Source organism: Microbacterium sp. (assembly GCF_035687345.1).
Lineage (GTDB): Bacteria > Actinomycetota > Actinomycetes > Actinomycetales > Microbacteriaceae > Microbacterium.
On sequence record NZ_DASRXZ010000126.1, the window covers coordinates 1 to 19318 of the forward strand.

At 70.6% G+C, this 19318-nt stretch carries 14 protein-coding genes; 4 read left to right on the forward strand and 10 right to left on the reverse strand.

Going from position 1 to position 19318, the window contains the following annotated elements:
* Positions 1–851 (reverse strand): ROK family transcriptional regulator (locus tag VFF97_RS14650; protein WP_325034235.1); only part of this gene is annotated, 851 nt, incomplete at its 3' end.
* Between the two features lie 157 nt (positions 852–1008).
* On the opposite strand from VFF97_RS14650, the gene VFF97_RS14655 reads away from it, so the two are divergent.
* Positions 1009–1470, forward strand: coding sequence for a hypothetical protein (locus tag VFF97_RS14655; RefSeq protein ID WP_325034236.1), 462 nt, complete (start codon positions 1009–1011; stop codon positions 1468–1470).
* A 72-nt stretch (positions 1471–1542) separates the two neighbouring features.
* Positions 1543–3663: a L,D-transpeptidase family protein gene (locus VFF97_RS14660; protein WP_325034237.1), complete on the forward strand. Its 2121-nt coding sequence runs from the start codon at positions 1543–1545 to the stop codon at positions 3661–3663.
* 194 nt (positions 3664–3857) lie between these two features.
* On the opposite strand, the gene VFF97_RS14665 is transcribed toward VFF97_RS14660, so the two are convergent.
* Positions 3858–6074, reverse strand: coding sequence for an NADP-dependent isocitrate dehydrogenase (locus VFF97_RS14665; protein WP_325034238.1), 2217 nt, complete (start codon positions 6072–6074; stop codon positions 3858–3860).
* A 149-nt stretch (positions 6075–6223) separates the two neighbouring features.
* Between VFF97_RS14665 and VFF97_RS14670 the strand changes: the two genes are divergently transcribed.
* Positions 6224–6676, forward strand: a complete 453-nt coding sequence (locus tag VFF97_RS14670; RefSeq protein ID WP_325034239.1) for a GNAT family N-acetyltransferase — start codon at positions 6224–6226, stop codon at positions 6674–6676.
* A 43-nt stretch (positions 6677–6719) separates the two neighbouring features.
* On the forward strand, positions 6720–8156 hold the full coding sequence (locus VFF97_RS14675; protein ID WP_325034240.1) for a beta-glucosidase: 1437 nt from the start codon (positions 6720–6722) through the stop codon (positions 8154–8156).
* 21 nt (positions 8157–8177) lie between these two features.
* On the opposite strand, the gene VFF97_RS14680 is transcribed toward VFF97_RS14675, so the two are convergent.
* From VFF97_RS14680 to VFF97_RS14715, 8 genes are all read right to left on the reverse strand, one after another.
* Complete coding sequence (locus VFF97_RS14680) at positions 8178–9992, reverse strand: ABC transporter ATP-binding protein (RefSeq protein WP_325034241.1); 1815 nt, start codon at positions 9990–9992, stop codon at positions 8178–8180.
* Entirely contained in the window at positions 9989–11833 is a 1845-nt protein-coding gene (locus VFF97_RS14685) for an ABC transporter ATP-binding protein (protein ID WP_325034242.1), read from the reverse strand. The genes VFF97_RS14680 and VFF97_RS14685 overlap by 4 nt, the downstream gene beginning before the upstream one ends.
* A 330-nt stretch (positions 11834–12163) precedes the next feature.
* Positions 12164–12652 (reverse strand): methylated-DNA--[protein]-cysteine S-methyltransferase, encoded by a 489-nt coding sequence (locus tag VFF97_RS14690; RefSeq protein ID WP_325034243.1) that lies wholly within the window; start codon positions 12650–12652, stop codon positions 12164–12166.
* The gene (locus VFF97_RS14695) at positions 12649–14193 is read right to left on the reverse strand and encodes a DNA-3-methyladenine glycosylase 2 family protein (RefSeq protein ID WP_325034244.1); all 1545 of its coding nucleotides are present in this window, start codon (positions 14191–14193) and stop codon (positions 12649–12651) included. Before VFF97_RS14695 ends, VFF97_RS14690 begins: the two co-directional genes overlap by 4 nt.
* A 138-nt stretch (positions 14194–14331) precedes the next feature.
* Positions 14332–16368 (reverse strand): hypothetical protein, encoded by a 2037-nt coding sequence (locus VFF97_RS14700; protein ID WP_325034245.1) that lies wholly within the window; start codon positions 16366–16368, stop codon positions 14332–14334.
* A 23-nt stretch (positions 16369–16391) separates the two neighbouring features.
* The gene (locus VFF97_RS14705; protein ID WP_325034246.1) at positions 16392–17477 is read right to left on the reverse strand and encodes a glycosidase; all 1086 of its coding nucleotides are present in this window, start codon (positions 17475–17477) and stop codon (positions 16392–16394) included.
* Entirely contained in the window at positions 17474–18313 is an 840-nt protein-coding gene (locus VFF97_RS14710; protein ID WP_325034247.1) for a carbohydrate ABC transporter permease, read from the reverse strand. The genes VFF97_RS14705 and VFF97_RS14710 overlap by 4 nt, the downstream gene beginning before the upstream one ends.
* Entirely contained in the window at positions 18310–19317 is a 1008-nt protein-coding gene (locus VFF97_RS14715; RefSeq protein ID WP_325034248.1) for a sugar ABC transporter permease, read from the reverse strand. The genes VFF97_RS14710 and VFF97_RS14715 overlap by 4 nt, the downstream gene beginning before the upstream one ends.
* Position 19318 lies beyond the last annotated feature (1 nt).

Below are 19318 nucleotides of genomic sequence, written 5' to 3' on the forward strand. Positions count from 1 at the left end.
TTCCCGCATGCGCACGGCGGGCCGCCGTCGGTGCCGACCGTGACGTGGCCGATCTCGCCCGCGGCGAACCGGGCGCCGCGCATGGGCCGCCCGCCCGACAGCAAGCCGGAGCCGACGCCTCGGTCGACCTTGACGAGCATCACGTCGTCGCCTGCACCGCCGAACGTGTACTCGGCGAGCACCGCCGCATTGGCGTCGTTCGCGACGACGACGGGCAGGTCGAGGGCTTTCTCGAGCGTGCTCTGAAGGTCGAAGCCGGTCCACCGGAGGTTGGGCGCCGTGATCACGACACCGCGATCGTCGATGACGCCCGGCGCTCCGACGCCGATGCCGAGGATCGGCGCGCTCGAGTCGGCGATGAGCTCGCGCACGAGCGAGATGACCGACTCGACGAGCTCGTCCCCCGCCGAGACCGGGATGGAGCGGCGCACGACGATGCTGCCGTCGAGGTCGAGCACGGCGGCGCGGAAGACGTCGCTGCCCGACAGGTCGATGCCGATGATGCGGTGGCCGGACCGGTCGAGGTCGACGAGCATCGCGGGCTTGCCGGGGCCGGATGCCTCGCGTACGCCCTTCTCGGCGACGAAGCCGTCCGCGATGAGCTCGGCGACGAGGTCGGAGATGGTGACGCGCGTGAGTCCCGTCTCGCGCGACAGGTCGGCGCGGCTCATCGCACCGCTGTGGAAGAGGGTCTGCAGCACGAGCGATCGGTTGTGCGCGCGGGCGTGCTCGGGAAGCACCTTGGCGGCGCGGCGGAGGGATCGCACGCCCCGGTCGCGCACGGCGGCGGGTTCTTCTCGGTGCGCGGACGTCATCGTGGAAGAGCCGCGCTGCACTCCCGATGCAGACATGTTTGTTAGTAGAGCGTACGAACTAACTCCCGCGCAACGTCTCGCACGAATTTGAACGGACGATTTACAAAACTGTTACAAATCGGCATCGTCTCGGCGGGCGAGGACTGACGGATGCGGTGCTCGCCTACGCTGGAACGCTGGAGGTCCCCCACCTATGCACCGCAGCATCGCCGCCCTCGTCCTCGCCGTCATCGCCGCGCTCGGCCTCGCCGCGTGCACGGCCTCCCCCGCCCCGTCCGGAACGGGTAGCGCGACGGCTGAGGCCGGCCCCGACGGCCCAGGCGACGCAGGCCAGTCGACCGAAGACGCGTGCGCGCTCGTGCGCGACTCCGTCGTCGCGGCCGCCGAGGAGTTCGAGACCGCCGCTGCGGACGACCCCGCCTCGGTCGTCGAGGCGATGCGCGCCGCCGCCGAGCGGCTCGGCCAGACGGCGTCCGAGATCACGAACGACCGGGTCGCCGCGCTCCTGCCCTCTCTCGAGCAGATGTACGGCCAGATGGGCGACGTGCTGGAGGCTCTCGCGAACGGCGATCTCGACCAGTCCGGCGAGTTCGCGGATCTCGCCACGACGTTCCGCGACACCATGGACCGTTTCCGGGACGTGTGCGGTGAATGACACGTCCAGGGCCCTCCCGAGGGGCGTCCATTACCATAATCAGAACGATTCGGCCTACCGGGGGGTGATGGCGTGACGGATCTCGCCACGAAAGCGGGCGCGCAGGACCTGCCCGACGACGACGTCACGACGTCATTGGACGAACTCGAAATCGACGACGTCGAGGCCATCGACACCGACGGTGACACGGATGCCGCACCTGCGGACGCCGAGGTCGAGATGGATGCCGAATCCGACGATCCCGACGCACGCGCCGCGGAGGATGCCGAGGACCACGCCGAGGCTGAGGGCGAGGACGACGACGCGGCAGCGGATGCTGAGCCGGAGGCCGAGTCCGAAGATGTGGATCCGGACGGCGACCCGGTCGAGCCGGCAACTGATGTAGAGGCCGTCGCGCCCGAGGCAGCGGAGCCTGAGCCCGAGGCCGAAACTGAGGACGTCGAGGCCGAAGCCGAGGACGACGTCGAGCCCGAAGCCGAGGACGACGTCACGCCCGAAGCCGGGGACGACGTCGAGCCCGAAGGCGAAACCGAAGACGCGGTCCCCGAAGCCGGACCCGAAGACGCCCAGCCGGAGGACGGCACCGAAGACGTCGCGCCCGAGGCAGAGACCGAGGACGACTCCGCCGACGACCTCGAGTCCGCCGCATCCGTCGCCGCCGAGGAAGACCCCGAACCCGCGCCCGCCCACGACCTCGTCGAGGAGCCCGTCAGCGAGCCCGTGCCCGTCGGTGCTGTCGCTGCGGCTCCGGTCGCGGCATCCGTCGCTCCCCCTGCCCCGACCGTGCTCCCCGTTCCCGGACCGGCGACGCACGCCGAGCCCGAGATCATGTGGGCGCCCGCCGAGCCCACGCGGCGCAAGCGCCACCTGGGCTGGTGGATCGGGATTCCCGCCGCCCTCGCGATCGCGGCTCTCGTCGCGGCGTCGCTCGTCCTCATCGCGCCCGGCACGTCGATCGCGGGCGTGTCCGTCGGAGGCATGACGCCGGGTGCCGCCGCCGACGCCGTGAGCGCGCGCCTCGCCGAGACGACCCTCGTGATCGCGGGCCCGGACGGCGATGTCGAGGTCACCGGCGCGGAGCTCGCCGCGAGCGTGCAGGCGCGCGAGCTCGCGGACGAGGCGTTCGACGCGCATCCGATGTGGAATCCCACCCAGTGGTTCTCGGAGCCTGAGCGGGCGATCGTGCAGCTCGATCCGGATGTCGCGAAGGCGGTGCTGCGCGACGCGGCGCCCTCGCTGTACACCGACCCCGTCGACGCACAGCTCGCGTTCGACGCCGAGTCCGCGTCGTACGTGGTGACTCCAGCGATCCTGGGTACGGGCATCGACGTCGACGCGGTGCGCACCGCCCTGCAGGACGCGTTCGACTCAGGCCAGACGCGCGTCGAGTTCGACCCCGTCGCGGCCCCGATCGACGCCGAGACGCAGACCTACGTCGCTGACGCGACCGCCTACCGCCTCAACACGATGCTCGATTCCATGGGCTTCTACATCGGCGGCGAGCGGGTCGTCCCCATCGACCGTGCGCTGGCAGCGTCGTGGATCACGCTCGGCGACGGCCCGCGCGGCACGTTCTCGATCGAAGTCGATCAGCAGGCGATCGACGCCTTCGTCGAGACGCTCCCCACCCTCGTGAACCGCGAGCCGGTGAATGCGACTGTCGTGACCAACTCGAGCGGCACGGTGCTGCGGACGCTCTCGGAGGGCGTCGAGGGCCGCACGTTGGAGAGCACCGACGGCATTGCGGCGGCGTTCGCGGAGCAGATCCAGAACGCCAACGGCATCTACGAGCTCCCCATGACGACGATCCCGTTCACCACGACGGCGCTTGCGCGCACGATCGAGGTGAACCTCAGCACGCAGCGCGCCTACCTGTACGAGAACGGCAACCTCGTCAGCTCGCACGTCATCTCGTCGGGCCTTCCCGGCTCGGCCACACCGGCGGGCCACTTCACGGTCAACGGCTACTCGCGCATCCAGAGCATGGGGTGCTTCGAGGGCGCGCCGTACTGCGTGCGCGATGTGCCCTGGGTGACGTGGTTCGCCCCCGACATCGGCTTCCACGGCGCCAACTCGCTGCGCTCGTCGCTCGGGTACCCGCAGAGCCACGGCTGCGTGAACATGTGGGACAACGAGGCCCGGTTCGTGTACGAGTGGTCGGCGTACGGCACCGAGGTGTGGGTGCACTACTGATCCCGCGCGTCACTGATCCCGCGCGTCTCGAGGCGGCTCAGCGCGCGACCAGTTGGTCGGCGGACCACGCCACGGGTGGGTTCGCGACGGCATCCGCGTCGAGATCGCTCACGCCCGGCGCGCAGCGCCGCGGAAGACGGTGAAGCGGATGCCTCCTCCGAGGCATCCGCTTCACTTCGTCGCAGATCGCGAGATCAGATGTTGTCGACGATCGCGTTGAGCGTCGCCGACGGTCGCATGACCTTCTCGACGAGCTCGGGGTCAGGACGGTAGTAGCCGCCGATGTCGGCCGGCGAGCCCTGCACGGCCAGCAGCTCGTCGACGATCTGCTGCTCGCTGTCGGCGAGCGCCTCGGCGACGGGCTTGAAGGCGGCCGCCAGCTCGGCGTCGGCCTGCTGGTTCGCGAGCTCGGTCGCCCAGTAGAGCGCCAGGTAGAAGTGACTGCCGCGGTTGTCGATCGTGCCGAGGGCGCGGCCGGGCGACTTGTCGTTCTCGAGGAACGTGCCGGTCGCGGCGTCGAGCGTGTCGGCGAGGACCTGCGCACGCACGTTGCCGGTGAAGTTCGCGTAGTGCTCGAGGGACGCCGCGAGCGCGAAGAACTCGCCGAGTGAGTCCCAGCGCAGGTAGTTCTCGGCGAGGAGCTGCTGCACGTGCTTCGGGGCCGACCCGCCCGCGCCGGTCTCGAAGAGCCCGCCGCCCGCGAGCAGCGGGACGATCGAGAGCATCTTGGCGCTCGTGCCGACCTCGAGGATCGGGAAGAGGTCGGTGAGGTAGTCGCGCAGCACGTTGCCGGTGACCGAGATCGTGTCCTCGCCCTTGCGCAGTCGATCGAGCGAGTACTGCGTCGCCGCCGCCGGCGCGAGGATCTCGATCGTGAGGCCCTCGGTGTCGTGGTCGGCGAGGTACTCGCGCACCTTCCCGATGAGCGCGCGGTCGTGCGAGCGCTGCTCGTCGAGCCAGAAGACGGCGGGTGCGCCCGTCGCGCGTGCGCGGGTCACGGCGAGCTTGACCCAGTCGCGCACCGCGATGTCTTTCGTCTGCGTGCCGCGCCACACGTCGCCGCGGTCGACCGTGTGCTCGAGGAGGACGTCACCCGCCGAGTTCACCACCTGCACGCGGCCCGGAGCGGCGAGCTCGAAGGTCTTGTCGTGACTGCCGTACTCCTCCGCGGCCTGCGCCATGAGGCCGACGTTGGGCACGGTGCCCATCGTCGCCGGGTCGAGCGGGCCGTGCGCGATGACGTCGTCGATCACCGTCTGGTAGACGCCCGCGTAGGAGGAGTCGGGGATGACGGCCAGGGTGTCGTCTTCGCTGCCGTCGGCGCCCCAGAGCTTGCCGCCGTTGCGGATGAGCGCCGGCATCGACGCGTCGACGATGACGTCGGAGGGCACGTGGAGGTTGGTGATGCCCTTGTCGGAGTTGACGTACGACAGGCGCGGGCCGTTCTTCATCGCCTCGTCGATCGCGGCCCTGATCGCGTCGCCGCCCTCGAGCTGTCCGAGACCGGTCAGGATCGCGCCCAGGCCGTCGTTCGGCGTGAGGCCGGCCTCAGCGATCTTGTCACCGTAGCGGTCGAAGACATCGGCGAAGTACGCCTTGACCACGTGGCCGAAGATGATCGGGTCGCTGACCTTCATCATCGTGGCCTTGAGGTGCACCGAGTACAGCACGTCGTCGGTCTTGGCGGCCTCGAGCGTCTCGCCGAGGAACGCGTCGAGCGCCTTGGCGGAGAGGAAGGTGCCGTCGACGATCTCACCGGGGAGCACCTTGATGCCCTCCTTGAGCGGCGTCACGTTGCCGTCTTCGGCGACGTGCTGGATCGTGAGCACGTCGTCGGACGGGATCACGGTCGTCTGCTCGTTCGAGCGGAAGTCGTCGTGGCCCATCGTCGCGACGCGCGTCTTCGAGCCCTCGGCGAAAGGCTTGTTGCGGTGCGGGTGCTTGCGCGCGTAGTTCTTGACCGACAGCGGCGCGCGGCGGTCGCTGTTGCCCTCGCGCAGGACGGGGTTCACCGCCGAGCCCTTGATGCGGTCGTAACGCGCGCGGATGTCCTTCTCTTCGAGCGTCTCGGGCTCGTCGGGGTAGTCCGGCACGTCGTAGCCCTTGGACTGCAGCTCCGCGATCGCGGCCTTCAGCTGCGGGATCGACGCCGAGATGTTCGGCAGCTTGATGATGTTCGCCTCCGGCAGCGTCGCGAGCCCGCCCAGCTCGGCGAGGGCGTCGCCCACCTGCTGCTCCGCGGTGAGTCGCTGCGGGAACGCCGCCAGCACCCGACCCGCCAGCGAGATGTCGCGAGTCTCGATGTCGACCCCCGCCTGACGGGTCACCGCCTGCACGATCGGCAGGAGCGAAGCGGTCGCGAGAGCCGGGGCCTCGTCGGTGTAGGTGTAGATGATGGTGGAGTCGGTCACCGGTTCCGTCTTTCGTTTCGGGGCGTCGTGCAAGCCTATCGCAATCGCGAAAATATCTTGATATCGAGATACTTTGCGCTGTATGAATTCCCCATGAAGGTCGCGGCAGAACGTGGCCGGATGCCGCACGCCTCCATTAGCCTGGGGCAATGGCTGAGCTCCGACTGGAAGAACTGTCCGCCTCGACGATCGTCGCGGTCAACAACATGTCGCTCAAGCCCGGCCAGGAGGAGTTCCTCTCGCCGGTGAGCTACGGCGTCGCCGCCACAGTCGTGAACCCCCAGACGTCGTGGCAGCGGGTCGTGCTCGACGGCGACGACGTCGTGGGGTTCGTCAGCGCCAACTTCGACCCCGACTTCCCCCAGGAGCACTTCCGCTCCGTCCTGTGGCGCATCAACGTCGATGCGGACGACCAGGGCCGCGGCGTCGGGCGCTTCGCGGTCGAGGCGCTGCTCGATGAGGCGCGCAAGCGCGGCATGGAGAAGGTGAACGTCATCTACGAGGCCGGCGAAGGCGGGCCGGAGGCGTTCTTCAAGCGCGTGGGCTTCACGCCCGTCGGCGAGACGGAGTACGGCGAGGTCATCGCCGAGATCAAGCTGTGAGCGGATGCCGCGGGCGCGGCATCCGTCGTGGAACGATGGGCCGGTGACGACCGCAGCACCCCGCGACGACTACCTCGCCTCGGGCCTCGAGTTCCCGCCCGGCTTCACGTTCGGCTCGGCGACCGCCGCCTACCAGGTCGAGGGCGCCGCGAACGAGGACGGGCGCGGACCGTCCATCTGGGACACGTTCAGCCGCACGCCCGGCAAGGTCTGGGACGGCGACACGGGCGACATCGCGTGCGACCACTACCACCGCTGGGAGAGCGACGTCGACCTCATGCGCGAACTGGGGCTCGGCGCGTACCGGTTCTCGATCGCGTGGCCGCGCATCTTCCCGACCGGGCGGGGCGAGGTGAACCGCAAGGGACTCGACTTCTACTCGCGTCTCGTCGACGGGCTGCTGGAGCGGGGCATCCGCCCGGTCGCCACCCTGTACCACTGGGATCTGCCGCAGGCGCTCGAAGACGAGGGCGGCTGGACCGCCCGGTCGACGACGGATGCCTTCGAGGACTACGCGCGGGTCATGGGCGAGGCGCTCGGCGACCGCGTGAACACGTGGACGACGCTCAACGAGCCGTGGTGCTCGGCGTACCTCGGGTACGGGCAGGGTGGTCACGCTCCCGGCAGGCACGAACCCGCGTCCGCATTGTCGGCCGTGCACCACCTCAACCTCGCGCACGGGCGAGCCGTGCAGGCGCTGCGGGCGACGTCGACCGGGTCGCCGGACTACTCGATCACGCTCAACTTCCACGTGCTGCGGCCCGGCGGGGAGGGTGCTGCCGAGGCGATGCGCCGCGCGGATGCGCTCGCGAATCGCGCATTCACGCACCCGCTGCTGCGCGGCGAGTATCCGGCGGATCTGCTCGAGGACACGGCATCCGTCACCGACTGGTCGTTTGTGCGCGACGGCGATCTCGCGACGATCAACCAGCCGATCGACGTGCTCGGGGTGAACTACTACTCCACCGCGACCGTGCGGCTGTGGGACGGGGTCTCGCCCAAGCAGATGAACGACGGGCACAAGGGCGTCGCGGGCGGCACGGCGTGGCCCGGCAGCGACCACGTGCTCGAGTTCGTCCAGCAGCCGGGCCCGTACACCGCGATGGGCTGGAACATCGCGCCCGAGGGCCTCGAGGCGCTGCTCGTGTCGCTGTCGGAGCAGTTCCCCGGCCAACCGCTCATGGTGACCGAGAACGGCGCGGCGTTCGACGACGTCGTCGCGCCGGACGGCTCGGTGCCCGACCCAGAGCGCACGGACTACCTGCGCCGGCACCTCACCGCCGCGCACCGCGCGCTGCAGCGCGGCGTCGACCTGCGCGGCTACTTCGTGTGGTCGCTGCTCGACAACTTCGAGTGGGGCTACGGCTACGCGAAGCGCTTCGGCATCGTGCGCGTCGACTTCGACACGCTCGAGCGCACCGTCAAGGACAGCGGCCGTTGGTTCGCCGAGCTCGCGAAGACGCGGCGGATCCCGGCGTAGCACCGAGATCCGCCGTCACCTTCACACGAGGGACTCGCGCCACGCGGCGTGCAGCTGCGCGAACTTGCCCGTTCCCGCGATGAGGTTCTCGGGGGCGTCGTCCTCGATGATCCGGCCGTGCTCCATCACGAGCACGCGATCGGCGATCGCGACCGTCGACAGGCGGTGCGCGATGATGATCGCCGTGCGGTCGGCGAGGAGCGTCTGCAGCGCCTCCTGGATCATCCGCTCGCTCGGGATGTCGAGCGACGCCGTCGCCTCGTCGAGGATCAGCACCGCGGGGTTCGCGAGGAACGCGCGTGCGAATGAGATCAGCTGGCGCTGACCCGCCGACACGCGCCCGCCGCGCTTGTTCACGTCGGTGTCGTACCCGTCCGGCAGGCGTTCGATGAACGCATCCGCCCCCACCGCCCGCGCCGCGGCGCGGATCTCGTCGAGCGTCGCATCCGGCTTGCCGAGCGCGATGTTGTCGGCGACCGTGCCGCTGAAAAGGTAGGCCTCCTGCGTGACCATGACGATCGCGCGGCGCAGGTCTTTCGGGTGCAGCCGCCGCAGGTCGACTCCGTCGAGGCTCACCGAGCCCTGCGTCGGGTCGTAGAACCGCGACACGAGCTTCGCGAGGGTCGACTTGCCCGCGCCCGTCGTGCCCACGAGCGCGACGGTCTGGCCGGCCGGGATCTCGAGCGAGAAGTCCGGCAGGATCACGCGGTCCTTCGAGTACCCGAAGCTCACGCGGTCGAACGTCACCCGACCGCGCGCCGTCCACAGATCGACCGGATCGGTCGGGTCGGGCACGGTCGGCTCCTCCTCCAGCACGCCCGAGACCTTCTCGAGCGCCGCCGTCGCCGACTGGTACGAGTTCAGGAAGAACGCGACCTCCTGCAGCGGCGAGAAGAAGTTGCGCACGTACAGCACGGCGGCCAGCAGCGTTCCGATCGCGAGCGCGCCGTCGGCGACACGGATGCCGCCCCACAGCACGACGAGGGCGATCGAGACGGATGCCACGGCCATGAGAGCCGGCTCGAACGCGCCGAACAGGCGGATCGTCCGCATGTTCACCGCGCGGTAGTCGCTCGCGAGGCCGCCGAACTCGCCGTCGTTGCGCGGCTCCTTGCGGAACGCCTTGACGGCGCGGATGCCGGTCATCGTCTCGACGAACTTGACGATGACCTTCGCGCTCACGACGCGCGACTCGCGGTAGGCGAGCTGCGAGCTGCGGTAGAACCAGCGCATCAGCAGGTACAGCGGCACTCCCATCGCGACGACGATGAGACCCGACTGCCAGTCGAGCAGCAGCAGCGCGATGAGCGTGAAGCCTCCGTAGAGGACGCCCGACACGAGCTCGTTGAGACCGCCGTCGAGCAGCTCGCGGATCGTGTCGAGATCGCTCGTCTGGCGCGAGATGATGCGACCCGACGTGTAGGACTCGTGGAACTCGAGGCTCAGCCGCTGCGTGTGCAGGAAGATGCGCTTGCGCAGGTCGAGCAGCACTGCCTGCGTCAGCCGCGCCGCGACGACGACGTACCAGCCGATGAGGGCCGCACCGCCGAGCGCCGACACGAGGTAGACCGCCACGACGAGCACCGTCGGCATCCAGTCCATGCGCTCGACGGCGGCCGGCAGCGCGTTGTTGAGGCCGTACGCGATGAGCGCGGGACCGACGACGCGAAGCACGGTCGACACGACGAGCACGACCGCCGCGAGCACGAGCTGCCAGCGCACCGGCGAGATGAGCGATCCCAGCAGCCGCAGCGAGCGGCGTCGGATGGCGCGACTCTCTTCGCGCGTGTAGTCGGAGCGGTCTTCGCCGCTCGTTCCGACGACGGTGGTGCTCACAGGTTCACCTCCAGCGGTTCCTGTTCGTGGTGGAGCGCGCGCTTGCGCGCCTCATCGATCTCGAGACTCGAGATCACGTGACGGTAGTGCTCGCTCTCACGAAGCAGCTCCGAGTGCGTGCCGACCGCCGTGATGCGACCGCCCTCGAGCAGCGCGACGCGATCGGCGAGCATGACCGTGGAGGGGCGGTGGGCGACGACGAGTGCGGTCGTGTCGTGCAGCACCTCGCGCAGCGCGTCTTCGACGAGCGCCTCGGTGTCGACGTCGAGCGCCGCCAGCGGGTCGTCGAGCACGAGCACCGACGGGCGAGCGGCGACCGCACGTGCGAGCGCGAGCCGCTGACGCTGGCCGCCCGAGAGGCTCAGACCCTCTTCGCCGATGACCGTGTCGGGGCCGTCGGGCAGGTCGTACACGAACCCCGCCTGCGCGACCTCGAGCGCTTCGCGCAGCACGGCCTCGGCCTCGGGGCTGCCGGGCTCCAGGTCCTCGCGACCCAGCAGCACGTTGTCGCGCACCGACTGCGAGAACAGCGTCGCGTCCTCGAAGGCCATGCCCACGTGCCGCCGCAGATCGGCGAGCGACAGGGCGCGCACGTCGACGCCGTCGAGCGTGACGCGTCCGCCGGTGACGTCGTACAAGCGCGCGGGCAGCGTCGTGAGCGTCGTCTTGCCCGAGCCGGTGAGGCCGACGAGCGCCATGGTCTCGCCGGGCCGCAGCACGAGGTCGATGCCGTCGAGCAGATCGCGTTCGTTCGGCGACGCGTCCTGGTACCGGAAGTGCGCGTTCTCGAACGCGAGCTCGCCGCGCACGATCTCGAGCGCGGCGGGCGACTCGGGGTCGGTGATCGGGTTCGGCTCGTCGAACACCTCGAAGAGGCGGTCGGTGGCCGTGCGCGCGTCGAGCGTGAACGAGAAGAGGAACCCGATCGACTCCATCGGCCAGCGCAGCACGGTCGCCATCGCGAAGAACGCGAACAGCTCGCCGACGTTCAGCTGGCCCGTCGCGTTCAGGAAGATGCCGACGCCGAGGCACAGCGCGAACGCGATGTCGGGCAGCAGCACGAGCCAGAACCAGATCCAGCCGACGGCGCCCGCCTTGCGCAGCTCAGTGCGACGCAGTGTCTCGGCCTGGCGCGTGAACTTCTGCAGCGCGTGCTTTCCCCGCCCGAAGGCCTTGAGCACGCGGATGCCGTGCACGCTCTCCTCCACCGAGGTCGCGAGGTCGCCCGCCTGGTCCTGGCTCTGGCGCGTGAGCGTGCCGTACGTCTTCTCGAAGCGGTAGCCGGCGTACCAGATCGGCAGGGAGCACACGATGAAGACCGTGCCCAGCAGCCAGTGCCACCGGAACAGCAGAACGAGGCCCACCGCGATCGTCAGCACGTTGACCACCAGCAGGATGAGGCCGAACGCCATCCAGCGGCGCATCATGCTGATGTCCTGCATCATGCGACTCAGCAGCTGACCCGACTGCCACCGATCATGGAACGCGACCGGCAGACGCTGCAGGCGGCGATAGAACGCGGTGCGCAGGTCGTACTCCACCTCCGTCGCCGGTGCGATCACGAACCAGCGGCGCGCCCACACCATCAGTGCCTCGAGAAGCCCGAGCACGAGCACGGCGACCGCGCCCCACGTGATGAGCGCGAGGTCGCCCGATGCGATCGGGCCGCGCACGACGGCCTCGAGCACAAGCGGGATGCCGAGCGCGAGCAGGCTTGCGAGCAGCGCGCTCGCGGCACCGAGGACGAGGCGCGGCAGGACCGGCTTGGCGTACGGGAGCAGTCGCGCGAGCGCGCGGGGAGTGGAGAGGCGGGACCGTTGCGGTTCAGCGGTGGTGGTCATGATCCTTGCGGGGTCCTGGTGGGACGGTGGATGCGAGCCCCGGTCGGGGCGAGGAGGCGCGCGCAGAGCGCGACGAGGGGCGGATTCTCTCGATGGGAGAGGGAACGCTCCGAATTGAGGCGATATGCCTGATGGCGCGAAGCCGACGGCGGGTTATCCCTGAAGACGGGGGCGGTCCACACGGATGCCGAGAGCGACGTATGCGAACTGGGCGACGATAACGGCCTTGTGCATGGCGTCCTCCTCTGGATCCGGCTGAGCGCCGCGCAGAGCGCGACAGCCCTCCAGCCTATACCTGGGAGTTCGCTGAGGGCAAGGATCAATGCACGGTCATGCGGCCGCTTCGCGCGCCAGGAGGCTGCGCTTCACGTCGACGCCCCACGCGAAGCCGCCCATCGCTCCCCCGGTGCGCAGCACGCGGTGGCACGGGACGAAGAGCGCGGGCGCGTTGCGCGCGCAGATCGCCGCGACCGCGCGCACGGCGGACGGGCGACCGAGGAGGGTCGCGAACTCGGCGTACGTGAGCGGATGCCCCGGCTCGATCGAGCGCAGCGCGCGCCAGCCCTCGAGCTGGAGCGGCGTGCCGTCCTGCTCGACCTCGACCACGTCGATCGCCGAGAGGTCGCCGTCGTAGTACGCGAGCACGGCGGCCGCGGCATCCGTCTCGCCCTCTTCGACCGTGGACGGGACGCGGCGCACGCGCGCGAGGATCGCGTCGGGGTCGGCGCTCCATCCGGAGGCGAGCACGCGCCCGCGGTCGTCGGCGAGGATCGTGAAGGCGCCGTCGGGGGTCTCGATCGTCTGCAGGGTGGCGTTCATGATTGGTCCTTCGGGGTCTCGGGGCGGCGCGTGGAGCGCGGCCGGACGGGGGCCTTCCGCCAAAGATGCGCGGTCAGGTAGCTGCGCCAGGGCGCCGTGCGGGCGGCCCAGGCGGTGAACGCCTTCGGCTCGGCGGGAAGGCCGGCGGCGGCCGCGCCCGAGCGCACCGCGACGTCGCCGGGGAGGGTGATGTCGGGGTCGCCGAGCACGCGCATCCGCACGTAGTCGGCGGTCCACGGGCCGACGCCCGGCAGCGCGAGGAGTGCCGCGCGCTGCTCGGCGCTGTCGTCGCCCGACGTGAGCGTGAGCGCGCCGTCGGCGAGTGCCGCGGCGGCGCCGGTGAGGGCGCGTATGCGGGCGGCGGGGCCGCGCAGCACCTCGTGGCCCCGCTCGGCGATCGCGGCCATCGTGGGGAACAGGCGAACGGTCGCGCCTTCGGCGTCGCTCTCGTCGCCGAGGCCGCTCACGGGCTCGCCCAACGCATCCGCGAGCGCGGTGAGCGCCGTGCGCGCGGCGGCGACGGTGATCTGCTGCCCGACCATCGCGCGGATGAGCATCTCGTGGGGGTCGACCGCCCCGGGAACACGAATGCCGGGGACGCGCGCGACGAGGGGCTTCAGCTCCGGGTGCCGCGACAGCGCGTCATCGACCGCGAGCGGGTCCGCGTCGAGGTCGAACAGGCGCCGCGCCCGCGCGACGAGCGTCGACAGGTCGCCGAGGTGCGCGAGCCGCGCGCGCAGCCGCACGTTGCCCGCGTCGTCGACGCGCAGCTCGAACCACGCGGGACCCCCGGGAAGGCGCAGCGTGCGCGCGAAGCTCGACTCCGTCGCGTGCTCGACGCCCGGGATCGCCCGCGCGCGCATCCACGCGAACAGCCCCTCCGCATCGAGCGGGCCGCGATGGGGCAGCACGAGGTCGATCGCACCGAGGGGGTGTCCGGATGCCCCGTTGCGCGGCATCCGGCGACGCGCACGCAGCTCGAGGGGCGACATGCCGAACACCTCGCGCACCGTGTCGTTGAACTGGCGCACGCTCGTGAAGCCCGCGGAGAAGGCGACGTCGGCGGCGGGCAGGTCGGTGCCCACGAGCAGGATGCGCGCGGTGTGGGCGCGCTGCGCGCGCGCGAGGGCGAGCGGCCCGGCGCCGAGCTCGGCCGTGAGCAGCCGCGTGAGGTGGCGCGGCGAGTACCCGAGACGCCGGGCGAGACCGGGCACGCCCTCGCGCTCGACGACGCCGTCGGCGATGAGCCGCATCGCGCGACCCGCGACGTCGCCGCGCAGGTTCCATTCGGGTGAGCCGGGCGCCGCCTCGGGGAGGCAGCGCTTGCACGCGCGATACCCGGCCTCGTGCGCGGCGGCGCTCGTGGGGTAGAACGTGACGTTCGAGGGCTTCGGGGTACGCGCGGGGCAGCTCGGCCGGCAGTAGATGCCGGTGGAGCGCACGGCCGTCACGAACTGCCCGTCGAACCGCGCGTCGCGCGAGTCGATCGCGCGATAGCGCTCGTCGAACGTCATCGCGGGACGCGTGGTGGTCGTCGTCATGCGTCCAGCCTGTCACGCTCCGACGACATCGGCTGGCGGAAATCGGACACGACTGTGCAGGCCCTCCGCGGGCCGCGGTGCGGGCGTAGGAGAGAACGGGTGCCGGGGCGCCGCCCCCGCGACGCCCCGGCACCGCTCTCACGACGTCGCGATCGCGAACCCGCCGGCCGGCACGACGATCGTCCGCGAACCGCGGACGATCGTGTCCCGCACCTGCCCCCCGCGCGAGTCGAACACGATCACGTGCGTCGTGGTCCCTTCCGTGCCGATGCGCGTCGGCTGGGGCACGGCGGCGCTGGAATGCACGAGCTCCGTGCGGCCGTCCTCCCCCGCGAGCGCGAGGCGCGAGATGACCGGTCGCACGAGGATGGCGTCCAGCACGAGCTCGCCCGACAGCACGTCGACGCGCAGCGCCGACCGGTCGTCGAGCGCGGAGTGCTGCAGCGATCGCGGCCACAGCACGCCCGGCGTGGGCGACACGCCCTGGGCCGGTCCCTCCTCGTGAAGCACGCCGAGCGGCACGTTGCCTGCTCGCCACACCGAGGCGCTGGACTCCCCGGGCGTCGACCACACCACCGGCTCCACCCAGCGGCGCGTCGAGTCGGCGCCGATGTCGAACACGGCGCTCGCGCCACGCGGCAGCGTCAGCGCCTCGCCCGCCCACAGCGACTCCCCCGTCCACGCCTCGGGCGTCGTGACGGTTCCTCCGGTCGTCGTTCCGCTCTCGGCCTGCACGAGCCGCAGCCCCTCGCGAGCGGCGACCTCGGTGAGCGCGGAGGCGCGTTCGCCGAGTCCCGGCCGCGCATCGAGTGCGAGCATCGTGAGCAGTCCGTGGATCGTGCTCTCGGCGCCGCTGTTGCGGTTGACACGGCCGTCCGCCTCGAGCCCGTCGAACGTGACGCCGGTGGCGGGGTCGTACATCGGCTCCCCGGCATGGTTCGCGCCGAAGAACCACGCGGCCTGCATGACGGCGAGCTCCGTGAACCCGGGCGCACCGGTCGCGTCGGCGACGGCGAACAGCGACTGCACACGTGAGTCCGCGCCGTACGCGATCTGCACGCGCTCGGTCGGGGTCGGCATCCACCCGTTGTCGGGCCCGCCCGCCGTCATGAGCGTCGGTGTGAACGACGCCGAGTCGCGGACGGCGGGGACGACGAGCGACGGGTCGCCGAGGGCGACGGATGCCGCGGCCACCGCAGCGGGCATCTGCGAGCCCCACGCGTGCCACAGCGAGCGCGCGGGCGTCCACGGCAACAGGGCGCCGTACGGCCACGAGCGCGCGTCGCCCGCGCTCATCGCCGCGATGCCTTCCGCGAGCTTGCGGAGCGCCTCCGCGGCGGCCGTGTCGCCGGGTTGCGCCTCGACATGCGCGGCGAGACCGAGGACCGCCTCGGCCGAGGCATCCGCCCCGTCGACGATCAGCCACTGCGGCACGCGCATGCCGTCGGCCTCGGCCCATTGTCCGTACCGGACGAGCACCTGACGGTCGACCGCGTCGATCGCGAGCGCGAGGCGCTCGTCGAGGAACGCCGCGAACTCGGGGTCGGCGTCGGCGAAGGCGGCGTGGCCTTCGCCGAACGCCCAGATCGTGCGCGCGAGCCAGTAGCTCGGGCCGGAGTCCGACGGGTCGGGCAGCTCGACCGGCTCGGCCGACGGGTTGAGGGTGCCGTCCGGCTGCATCCACAGCACGACGTTGCCCGCGTTCGGACCCTCGATGGTCTGCAGGTACGCGAGCGAGCGAAGCAGCTCATACGCCTTGTCGCGGCTCGCCTCGTCGCCCGTCTGCTCCCAGTGGCGCGCGTACACCACGGCGGCGCGAGAGATGTCGTCGGCGTTGTAGGCGCCCTGCTTCCAGTGGCCCGTCACCGGGTCGGGCGGACCTCCCCCGCCGACGCGCTCGAACGTGCCGCCGGGGCGCGCGTCGGCGTACGTCCACGGCATCACGAGCACGGGCTGCTCCGCGAGGCGGTACGTCGTGTGGCCCTCCACGTCGGCGGGCGGTGTCGCCTCGTCGAGCAGGAAGTCGAGGTGGGCGAGGTTCGTGAGCTGCCCGTCGACCGCGTGCGCAGGGGCCGGTGCCGGTGGTGCGGCCAGTGCCGCTCCCGGGAGCGACAGTGCGAGGGCGACGGCCGCCGCCCCGGCGATCGCCCCGCGCGTGCGGGCGGGGCGGAGCATCCGGTTCATTCTCGTTCCTTCGATCAGGACGCGGCGGCCGCGCCTGAGTCGGTCCGTGTGAGCTCGGCGGCGCCGATCTTCGAATCGGCCATGCCGTAGAACACGAACGTGCGATCCTCGATCCGCTCGATCGCGGTCGGGAAGACGACGTTCGGCACGATGCCGCTGCGCTCGTCCTCGGTCTCGGGGGCGAGCAGCGGCTCGGGCGTGCGCGCGATGACGCGCCACGGCTCGTCGGCGTCGAGCAGGAGCGCCCCGGCCGCGTAGTTCACGCGCTGCTGCTGGGCGAACGCGTTGTCGATCACGCCCGTGACGCCGTGGTGAAGCACCAGCCACCCCTCCGGCACGCGCAGGGGTGGGGGGCCCCCGCCGATCTTCAGCTCCTCGAACGCGAACTCGGGGCCCGCGACGAAGCGGTGCTGCTCCCACAGCGTGAGCGCCGCGATGTCGGCGGCGACGGCCGCGAGCGGCACGAAGCTGATCCAGATCGACTGGCGCGTGTCCTCGACCCCGGCGGGAACCCGGATGCCCTGACCGGGCTTCGTCTCGCCGAGGTCCCACATCGGCCGGTGCAGCACCGCGAGCGCGGTCGTGCCGTCGGGCGCCGTCACCGGCTCGGGGAAGAAGACCGTGTCCTTGTTGTGGAACAGGTTGAGGTCCATGTCGAGCGCGTCGTCGTAGCGGAAGAGCGCCGGGCCCAGCCGCCGCCACGTGCGCAGGTCGTCCGACACCGCGATCGCCGTACGTGGGCCGAGCGGCCCGTACGCGACGTACGTCATGACGTGCAGGCCGACGGCGGGGATGAACGTCACACGCGGATCCTCGACGCCCGCGTTGTCGGCGCCACGCTCCCACCCGCGATCGGGCTCGAGGACGACACCGACGCGTTCGACTCCGACCGGCGCGCCGTTCTCGACGATCACGCGCGCGAGGCCGACGCGTGACACGTTGCCCGATGCGACAAGTCGCGGCAGGAGGTAGAGCTCGCCGTCCGGACCGCGGCCCGACGCGGGGTTGAGCACCCCCTCGGCCTCGTTCGGGTCGCTGGGATCCGGCGTCATGACGACGCCGACGCGCGTGAGCTCGTAGGGCACGGATGCGGCGCTCATCCCTTCACCCCCGATCCGAGGTCGTTCGAGGTGAAGTACCTCTGGAAGATGATGAACAGCGTGACGGCCGGGATCGCCAGCACGACGGCACCCGCCATCATCGCTCCGAAGGGGTTCGCGGTCGACGCCGCGATGTTGGTGATGAAGTTCGCCAGCGACACCGCGAGCGGCTGCATGGACGCCTCCTTCGTGATGAGGAATGGCCACAGGAATTCGTTCCACGGGCCGATGAACGTGAGCAGGACGGCAGTCAGAAGCGCGGGCCGCACGAGCGGCAGCGCGACGCTCCACAGGATGCGGAACTCCCCCGCGCCGTCTATGCGCGCCGCCGAGAACAGGTCCTTCGGCAGCTGCAGGAAGTACTGCCGGAACAGCACGACGGCCGTCGAGTTGATGAAGAACGGCAGGATCATGCCGATGTACGTGTCGGACAGGCCGTAGTCGCGCGCGATCATGACGTACAGCGGGATCATGAGCAGCTGGAACGGCACGACCTGCACGAGAAGAGCCAGCGCGAAGGTCGCACCCCGACCGCGCCAGTGCAGCACTGCGAGCGCATAGCCGGCCAGCACGCCGAACACGATCGTGCCGAGCACGACGCCACCGGCGAAGATGCCCGAGTTGGCGAGGCCCTGCAGCAGGTTGATCCGCTCGTTGATCGCCACGTAGTTCGCGAACGTCAGGTTCTCGGGATTCGGGAACGCGCCGGCCGGGGTCGGATCGACGTTCGTCTGCAGCGACCCGATGACCATGTAGTAGAAGGGGAACAGGAACGCGAGAGCACCGAGGCTCAGCACGATGTAGAGCGTGATCTTGCTCCCGAGGATGCGTCTCACGACTCCTCACCTCCGACGAAGCGCCGCTGCAGTGCGGCGATGATGAGCACGAAGATGATCAGGATCACGCCGATCGCCGCGGCGACGTCGGGGTTCCCCTGCTCGATGCCCCGCTGGTAGATCAGCAGCACCGGGCTCGCGGACGCCCCGTTGGGTCCGCCGCCGCCGGTGAGCAGGTACGGCTCGGTGAAGAGGTTCGCACCCGTGATCGTCGACAGCAGCACCACCAGCAGCGTCGCGGGCCGAACGCCCGGCACGGTGACCGTGAAGAACTGACGGATGCGCCCGCCCCCGTCCATCGACACCGACTCGTACAGCTCGCGCGGCACGTTCTGCAGCGCCGCGAGGTACAGCAGGATGTAGAACCCGAGTCCCTTCCACGTCACGAACAGCGCGATCGTGGGCATCGCGAGTGCCGAGTTGATGAGCCACGACGGGCTCGGCGCGAGGGGCCCGAGGATCTGGTTCACGAGGCCGTTCTGCGAGAACAGGAACAGCCACACCGCGACCACCGCGACCGACGCCGTCACGTACGGCAGGTAGTAGCTGACTCGGAAGAACGTGCGCGCGTGCACGATGCGGTCGAGCGCTGTCGCCAGGATGATCGACAGCACGACGGTGAGCGGCACGTTGATGATGAGGAAGACGCCCACGTTGCGGAACGACTGCCACACCCGGGGGTCGTTGATCACCGTGATGTAGTTGTCGAAGCCGACGAACGGCCGGTCGACGTCGGCGCCCGGTGCCGCGAAGAAGTAGTCCTGGAACGACATCCAGACGGCGAACACGATCGGCCACGCGAACACCAGGATCACGAAGACGATGTACGGCGCCGAGAAGAGCAGGCCGTGCGGCTGTGCTCCGAGGATGCGGGTCAGGCCGCGACGCGGCTTGCCGCCGCGTTCATCACGGCGCGCCGGCGCCGCGTGGGGTGGGCCGCCGCCGGCCGGCCGGTCGGAGGAGTCCCCCGTCCGGCCGACGGCGCCCGCGACATCCGCGCTCATG